Consider the following 7157-nt stretch of genomic DNA (forward strand, 5'->3'; position numbering starts at 1 on the left):
CGGTGCCGACCACGGAGACGGCGGTGCCGACCACGGAGACGGCGGTGCCGACCACGGAGACGGCGGTGCCGACCACGGAGACGGCGGTGCCGACCACGGAGACGGCGGTGCCGACCACGGAGACGGCGGTGCCGACCACGGAGACGGCCGTGCCGACCACGGAGACGGCCGTGCCGACCACGGAGACGAGCACCCCGGCCGTCTCGACCGGTCCCGCCGACGAGGGCACCTCCGCGACCCCGTCGCCGTGACGGCCAGCGGCACCCGGTGACGGCGGGACCCATCAGCTACAGCGAGGTCGTGCACGAGGTCGAGGGGAGTGGACCCGGGGATCGAGCTGGCGCGCTCGGAGTGTCGGGTGTGCGCCCGGTAGCACTCACCAGCCGCGGGCGCGCCACTCCGGCAGCGAGGGGCGCTCGGCGCCCAGGGTCGTGTCCTTCCCGTGCCCCGGGTAGACCCAGGTCCCGTCGGGCAGCACGGCGAACAGCCGCTGCTCGACGTCGTCGATCAGGCTGGCGAAGTCCTCCGGTGACCAGGTCTTGCCGACGCCGCCGGGGAAGAGGCTGTCGCCGGTGAAGGCGTGCGTGCCGGCGTCGCCCGGCCCCCGCCAGACCAGCGTGATGCTGCCCAGCGTGTGCCCGCGCAGGTGCACCACCTCGAGCACCTGCTCGCCGACCTCGACGGTGTCGCCGTGCGCGACGGTCCGGTCCACCGGCACCGGCAGGTCGGCGGCGTCGGCCGCGTGCGCGACGGTCGTCGCGCCGGTGGCCGCGACGACGTCGGGCAGCGCGCGGTGGTGGTCCCAGTGCCCGTGCGTGGTGACGACGGTGCGCAGGTCGGCGTCCCCGATCAGCGCCCGCAGCGTCTCGGGCTCGGCCGCGGCGTCGACCAGGAGCGCCTGGCCGGTCGCGGTGCAGCGCAGCAGGTAGGCGTTGTTGGCCATCTCGCTGACCGCGACCTTGCTGACCACGAGCCCCGGCAGCTCCCGCACGTCGGCCGGGCCGCCCACCTCGACGTCGCCGGTGTAGCTCATCGGGCCTCCGTTCGAGAACTGTCGTCGACCGCGGTTACGGTCGCGTCCATGGACGCTAGCGGAGGTCCCGGCGGCGCCCGGGTCGTCGGTCTGCCCGCCACCGCGATCGCCGCCCGCGTGCGCGCCGGGGAGCTCTCCGCCGTCGAGGTGGTGCGCGCGCACCTGGCCCACCTCGCCGACGTCGAGCCGCGGATCGGCGCGTTCCGCGTGGTCCGCGCCGAGGCGGCCCTGGCCGAGGCGGCGGAAGTCGACGCCCGGCCCGACCGCGCGTCCCTCCCGCTGGCCGGCGTCCCGGTGGCCGTCAAGGACAACGTCGCCGTGGCCGGCGAGGCGGTGACCGACGGCTGCGTGGCCCACCCGGGCGTGCCCGCCGACGCCGACCACGAGGCGGTCGCCCGGCTGCGCGCCGCGGGAGCGGTCGTCGTGGGCGTGACCCGCGTGCCCGAGCTCTGTCTCTACGCCGCCACGGACGGGCCGGGCACCGTCACCCGCAACCCGTGGGACACCGCGCTGTCGCCCGCCGGGAGCTCCGGGGGCAGCGCCGCCGCGGTCGCCGCCGGGGTGGTGCCGCTCGCCCTCGGCAACGACGGCATGGGGTCGCTGCGGCTGCCGGCGGCCGCGTGCGGGCTGGTCACCCTCAAGCCCGGCCGGGGGGTGCTGCCCACGCTGGCGCTCGACTGGGGCGGCATGGTCGAGAACGGCGTCCTGGCCACCACCGTCGCCGACGTCGCGCTGGGCACCGCCGTCCTCGCGGGGCGCCCGTCGTCGCCCCCGGCCGACCCGGGCCGGCCGCTGCGGATCGCCGTCAGCCTGCGCTCACCGCTGGCCGGGAGCCGGCCCGACGGCCCCACCCGGGCGGCGGTCGAGCGGACGGCGCGGCTGCTCCGCGGGGCCGGGCACGTCGTCGTCGAGCGGCACCCGGGGACGACGCCGGACGCGACCGTCGGCACGATCGCCCGCTGGCTGGCCGGCGGGGCGGACGACGCCGCGGCACTCGGCCTCGACCCGGGGGCGCTGCAGCCGCGCAGCCGCACCCACGCCCGCCTGGGCCGGCTGGTCCGCCGGGCGGGGCTGGTCCGGCCCGCGACCGCCGAGCGGTTCCGGGCGCGGACGGAGGCCTTCTTCGCCGAGGACGACCTCGACGTGCTGCTCACGCCGATCACCAACGGCCCGCCGCTGCCCGCGCGGCCCTGGCACGAGCGCGGGTTCGTCGTGAACGTGGGAACCCAGGCCCGGTGGGCGCCGTGGGCCGCACCGTGGAACCTGGCCGGCGTCCCGGCGGTCGTGGTGCCCGTCGGTACCCGCGCCGAGGGGGTGCCGCTGGCCGTCCAGCTGGTCGGCCCCCCGGACAGCGAGACGCGACTACTCTGGCTGGCCGGAGAGCTGGAGCGCCGGCAGCCCTGGCGCCGGCACGCGCCGGTCTTCGACCCCGCCGGAGCGCCGTCCCCGGCTCCCGTCTGAGCACACCCGCACCAGGCGGCAACGTCGCCCTCGTCACGGATTGCGCCCGGGCAGTGACGGCGTTCCCCGTATCGACAACTCGACACCACCACGCAGGGCCCGGCGAGACCGGCCGGCCCGGCTGACCGACAGGGATCACATTGGACCGTCTCGTCGTCCGCGGCGCCCGTGAGCACAACCTCAAGGACGTCCACCTCGACCTGCCCCGCGACGCCCTGATCGTCTTCACCGGGCTGTCGGGGTCGGGCAAGTCGAGCCTGGCCTTCGACACCATCTTCGCCGAGGGCCAGCGGCGCTACGTCGAGTCGCTGTCGGCCTACGCCCGCCAGTTCCTCGGCCAGATGGACAAGCCCGACGTCGACTTCATCGAGGGCCTGTCCCCGGCGGTCTCGATCGACCAGAAGTCGACCAACCGCAACCCGCGCTCGACGGTGGGCACGATCACCGAGGTCTACGACTACCTCCGGCTGCTCTACGCCCGCGCCGGCCAGCCGCACTGTCCCAACTGCGGCAAGCCGATCTCCCGGCAGACGCCGCAGCAGATCGTCGACCAGGTGCTGGCGATGGAGGAGGGCACCCGCTTCCAGGTGCTCGCCCCGGTCGTGCGGGCGCGCAAGGGCGAGTACGTCGACCTGTTCAGCTCGCTGCAGACGCAGGGCTTCTCCCGCGTCCGGGTCGACGGCACGGTGCACCCGCTCACCGAGCCGCCGAAGCTGAAGAAGCAGGAGAAGCACACGATCGAGGTGATCGTCGACCGGCTGACGGTCAAGGAGAGCGCCAAGCGCCGGCTGACCGACTCGGTCGAGACCGCGCTCGGCCTCGCCGGCGGGCTGGTCGTGCTCGACTTCGTCGACCTGCCCGAGGGCGACCCCGATCGGGAGCGCACCTTCTCCGAGCACCTGGCGTGCGTCGACGACGGCCTGTCGTTCGAGGCGCTCGAGCCGCGCAGCTTCTCGTTCAACTCGCCGTTCGGCGCCTGCCCGGAGTGCACCGGCATCGGCACCCGCAAGGAGGTCGACCCCGACCTCGTCGTCCCCGACCCGGGGAAGAGCCTCGCCGACGGCGCGGTCGCCCCGTGGGCGGGGTCGATGAGCAACGAGTACTTCCAGCGGCTGCTGGCCGGCCTGGCCGACCAGCTCGGCTTTTCCATGGACACCCCGTGGGAGAAGCTGCCGGCCAAGGTGCAGAAGGCCGTGCTGCACGGCTCTCCGGACCAGGTGCACGTCCGCTACAAGAACCGCTACGGCCGCGAGCGCAGCTACTACGCCGCGTTCGAGGGCGTATTGCCCTTCCTGGAGCGGCGGCACGAGGACACCGACAGCGACTACATGCGGGACAAGTACGAGGGCTACATGCGCGACGTGCCCTGTCCCGTCTGCCACGGCACCCGGCTCAAGCCCGAGATCCTCGCGGTCAAGCTCAACGGCCGCTCGATCGCCGAGGTCACCGGCCTGTCGATCGGCGAGGCCGCGGACTGGCTGCGCGCGCTGGAGCTCGGCGAGCGGGAGCGGGCGATCGCCGACCGCGTGCTCAAGGAGATCCAGGCGCGGCTGTCCTTCCTCGTCGACGTCGGCCTGGACTACCTGTCCCTCGACCGGCCGGCGGCGACGCTGGCCGGCGGCGAGGCGCAGCGGATCCGGCTGGCCACCCAGATCGGGTCGGGGCTGGTGGGCGTCCTGTACGTCCTCGACGAGCCCTCGATCGGGCTGCACCAGCGCGACAACACCCGGCTGATCGAGACGCTGGTGCGGCTGCGGGACATGGGCAACACGCTCATCGTCGTCGAGCACGACGAGGACACGATCAAGACCGCCGACTGGGTGGTCGACATCGGTCCCGGCGCCGGCGAGCACGGCGGCGAGGTGATCGTCAGCGGTCCGGTCGAGGAGCTGCTGGCCAGCGAGCGGTCGCTGACCGGGCAGTACCTGTCGGGGCGCAAGGAGATCACCGTGCCGGCGGTGCGGCGGCAGCCGCAGCCCGGCCGCGAGCTGGTGGTCAAGGGCGCCCGCGAGCACAACCTCAAGGGCGTCGACGTCACCTTCCCGCTGGGCCTGCTGGTCGGGGTCACCGGGGTGTCCGGGTCGGGCAAGTCCAGCCTGGTCAACGACATCCTCTACACGGTGCTGGCCAACCAGCTGAACCGGGCGCGGATGGTCCCCGGGCGGCACCGCACGGTCACCGGTCTGGAGCACCTGGACAAGGTCGTGCACGTCGACCAGTCGCCGATCGGCCGCACGCCGCGGTCCAACCCGGCCACCTACACCGGGGTCTGGGACCAGGTCCGCAAGCTGTTCGCGCAGACGTCGGAGGCGAAGATCCGCGGCTACCAGCCGGGACGGTTCTCCTTCAACGTCAAGGGCGGGCGCTGCGAGGCGTGCTCGGGCGACGGCACGATCAAGATCGAGATGAACTTCCTGCCGGACGTCTACGTCCCGTGCGAGGTGTGCAAGGGCGCCCGGTTCAACCGGGAGACCCTCGAGGTGCACTACAAGGGCAAGACGGTGGCCGAGGTCCTCGACATGCCGATCGAGGAGGCCGCGGAGTTCTTCGCCGCCATCCCCTCGATCTCGCGGTACCTGCGCACCCTCACCGACGTCGGGCTGGGATACGTGCGGCTCGGCCAGCCGGCGACGACGCTCTCCGGCGGTGAGGCGCAGCGCGTCAAGCTGGCCAGCGAGCTGCAGAAGCGGTCCAACGGCCGCAGCGTGTACGTCCTCGACGAGCCGACCACCGGCCTGCACTTCGAGGACATCCGCAAGCTGCTGCTGGTGCTGCAGGGGCTGGTCGACAAGGGCAACTCGGTGATCGTCATCGAGCACAACCTCGACGTCATCAAGAGCGCCGACTGGCTGATCGACATGGGCCCCGAGGGCGGGTTCCGCGGCGGCACGGTCGTGGCCGAGGGGCCGCCGGAGTTCGTCGCGTCGGTGCCCGAGTCGCACACCGGGCGGTACCTGGTGCCGCTGCTCGACCCCGAGGCGATCGAGGCCGCGGCGGCCGGCCCGAAGAAGCGGGCCACGCGCAAGCGCGCCAGCTGACCGCCTGTCCGCGCACGACGGCGCCGGTCCCGGAGTCCCGGGACCGGCGCCGTCGCGCAGAGGGGGGCCGCTCAGCCGCGGCGGCGGAGCCGGAGGACCGTGGCCGCGCCGGCGGCGAGCAGGGCCACCGCGGCGGCGGGCAGCACCCAGCCGGGGAGGCCGCCGTCGTCGGACGCCGCGGACGCCGTGTCGGTTTCGGCGCTCGACGGCGTCCCGTCGGCCGTCGGGCTGGCCGCGGTGCTCGTCGGGTCGGTCGTGGGGGCCGAGGACGTCGGGGCGGAGGTGGTCGGCGCGGTCGCCGGCGGGGGAGTGGCGGGGGCGTACTCGAACGCGAAGGTGCCGTCCAGGGTGTGGCCGTCGTCGGCGACGGCCGACCAGGTGACCGTGTGCCGGCCCGCTGCGACCAGGGTGACGGGCGCGGTCAGGACGGCGCCGTCGTGGACCACCGGGCCGGCGCCGACGGGCGTCCCGGTGGGGCCGGTCACTGCGACCTCGCCGCCGAGCACGCTCGCGCTGAAGGTGAGGGTGACCGCCTGCGGGGTGCTCGTCACGGTGCTGTCGGCGGCGGGCTCGGTGGCGCGCAGGGCGGTGTGCGCCGAGGCGGTGCCCGGGACGGCCATCACGAGGCCGAGGGCGAGGACCGCCGTCGCCAGGAGCCGCACGAGCGCGGCGAGCGGACGGGGGACAGGCAGCACGGGACCTCCAGGGCGCAGGGTGTTCTCGTGCTTGGTCGTCGGCGGAGGCCGTGTGGTTCCCGGCTGGTCCGCTTCTCGGGGCCCGTCAGTAGGGCGGTGGGGTGGTGGCGGCGGTGAGCCCGGTGGGTGTGGTGACGGTGAGGGTGCCGTCCGGGGCGAGAACGTGGCGCCAGCCGGGGGCCTGGTGCTTGCCGCGGTGGTGGCCGGTGCAGTAGCCGGTGAGGTTGGCCGCGGTGGTGGGGCCGGCCGGCCAGGGAACCGCGTGGTCGAGCTCGCCGCCGCGGGGCACGGGGCGGCGGCAGCCGGGGAAGCGGCAGCGGCGGTCGCGGGCGCGGACGTGCCGGTCGAGGGCGGCGCTCGGCCGGTAGCCGGGGCTGGCGGCAGCGGCGCCGAGCCCGGTGCCGGTGCGGGCGGCGCGGTGCAGGGCGGGCAGGTCGGTGAGGGCCAGCAGCGCACCGCCGGCCGCGTCGGTGAGCGCGATGCGGGGCCGGTCGGTCAGCCCGCCCCCGGCGGTGGCGGCGAGCAGGGCGGCGAGGTCGGCGCAGGCCTGCTCGGTGGCTGCGGCCAGCTGGGTGAGGACGTCGGGGGCGGCGCTCACCCGGCCGGCGGGGCTCGCGGCCCAGGTGGCCTCGTCGGTGGTGTCGGCGCGCCGCGCGGTGGCCACCGTGCGGCGGGCGTGGCCGAGGGCGCGCTCGAGCCCGAGCAGGGCGGTGCTCGCCTGGTCGACGGCGCGGTCGGCGCGCGCCCACCAGCCATCGCCGGGATCACCGCGGTGGGCGGAGGACCGCTCCGCGGCCGGTGCATCGGGCGGTGACTCCTCAGGCGGTGGGCCGTCCTGGTCGAGCCACCGGAGCAGGACGGCGTCGGGCACCGTGTCGTCGGGATCGGGATCGAACTCGCCGGCCAGCACGCGGCGTTCCATCTGGGCCC

General features: G+C 75.1%; 6 protein-coding genes. 2 read left to right on the forward strand and 4 right to left on the reverse strand.

The annotated features are described in order from the left end of the window. The coding region (locus ACI79O_RS23965; RefSeq protein ID WP_456915373.1) for a hypothetical protein at positions 1 to 229 on the reverse strand (229 nt) is incomplete at its 3' end. 147 nt (positions 230 to 376) lie between these two features. After that, positions 377 to 1033 carry an MBL fold metallo-hydrolase gene (locus tag ACI79O_RS23970; protein ID WP_456886240.1) on the reverse strand — a complete coding sequence of 219 codons (657 nt, stop codon included), beginning with the start codon at positions 1031 to 1033 and terminating at the stop codon, positions 377 to 379. A gap of 48 nt (positions 1034 to 1081) precedes the next feature. Between ACI79O_RS23970 and ACI79O_RS23975 the strand changes: the two genes are divergently transcribed. Further along, positions 1082 to 2494: an amidase gene (locus ACI79O_RS23975; RefSeq protein WP_456915374.1), complete on the forward strand. Its 1413-nt coding sequence runs from the start codon at positions 1082 to 1084 to the stop codon at positions 2492 to 2494. A 140-nt stretch (positions 2495 to 2634) separates the two neighbouring features. Beyond that, complete coding sequence (uvrA, locus tag ACI79O_RS23980) at positions 2635 to 5532, forward strand: excinuclease ABC subunit UvrA (protein WP_456915375.1); 2898 nt, start codon at positions 2635 to 2637, stop codon at positions 5530 to 5532. Between the two features lie 71 nt (positions 5533 to 5603). Here uvrA and ACI79O_RS23985 read toward each other — a convergent pair whose 3' ends face one another. Beyond that, positions 5604 to 6227: a copper resistance CopC family protein gene (locus ACI79O_RS23985; protein WP_456915376.1), complete on the reverse strand. Its 624-nt coding sequence runs from the start codon at positions 6225 to 6227 to the stop codon at positions 5604 to 5606. A gap of 85 nt (positions 6228 to 6312) precedes the next feature. Then, positions 6313 to 7157 (reverse strand): HNH endonuclease signature motif containing protein (locus ACI79O_RS23990; RefSeq protein ID WP_456915377.1); only part of this gene is annotated, 845 nt, incomplete at its 5' end.

It is taken from the genome of Geodermatophilus sp. SYSU D00696, from assembly GCF_054050235.1.

Excerpts from the sequence above, each read along its gene's own strand:
- ACI79O_RS23975 (WP_456915374.1), top strand. The coding sequence starts at position 1,082 with ATGGACGCTAGCGGAGGTCCCGGCGGCGCCCGGGTCGTCGGTCTGCCC.
- ACI79O_RS23970 (WP_456886240.1), bottom strand. The coding sequence starts at position 1,033 with ATGAGCTACACCGGCGACGTCGAGGTGGGCGGCCCGGCCGACGTGCGG.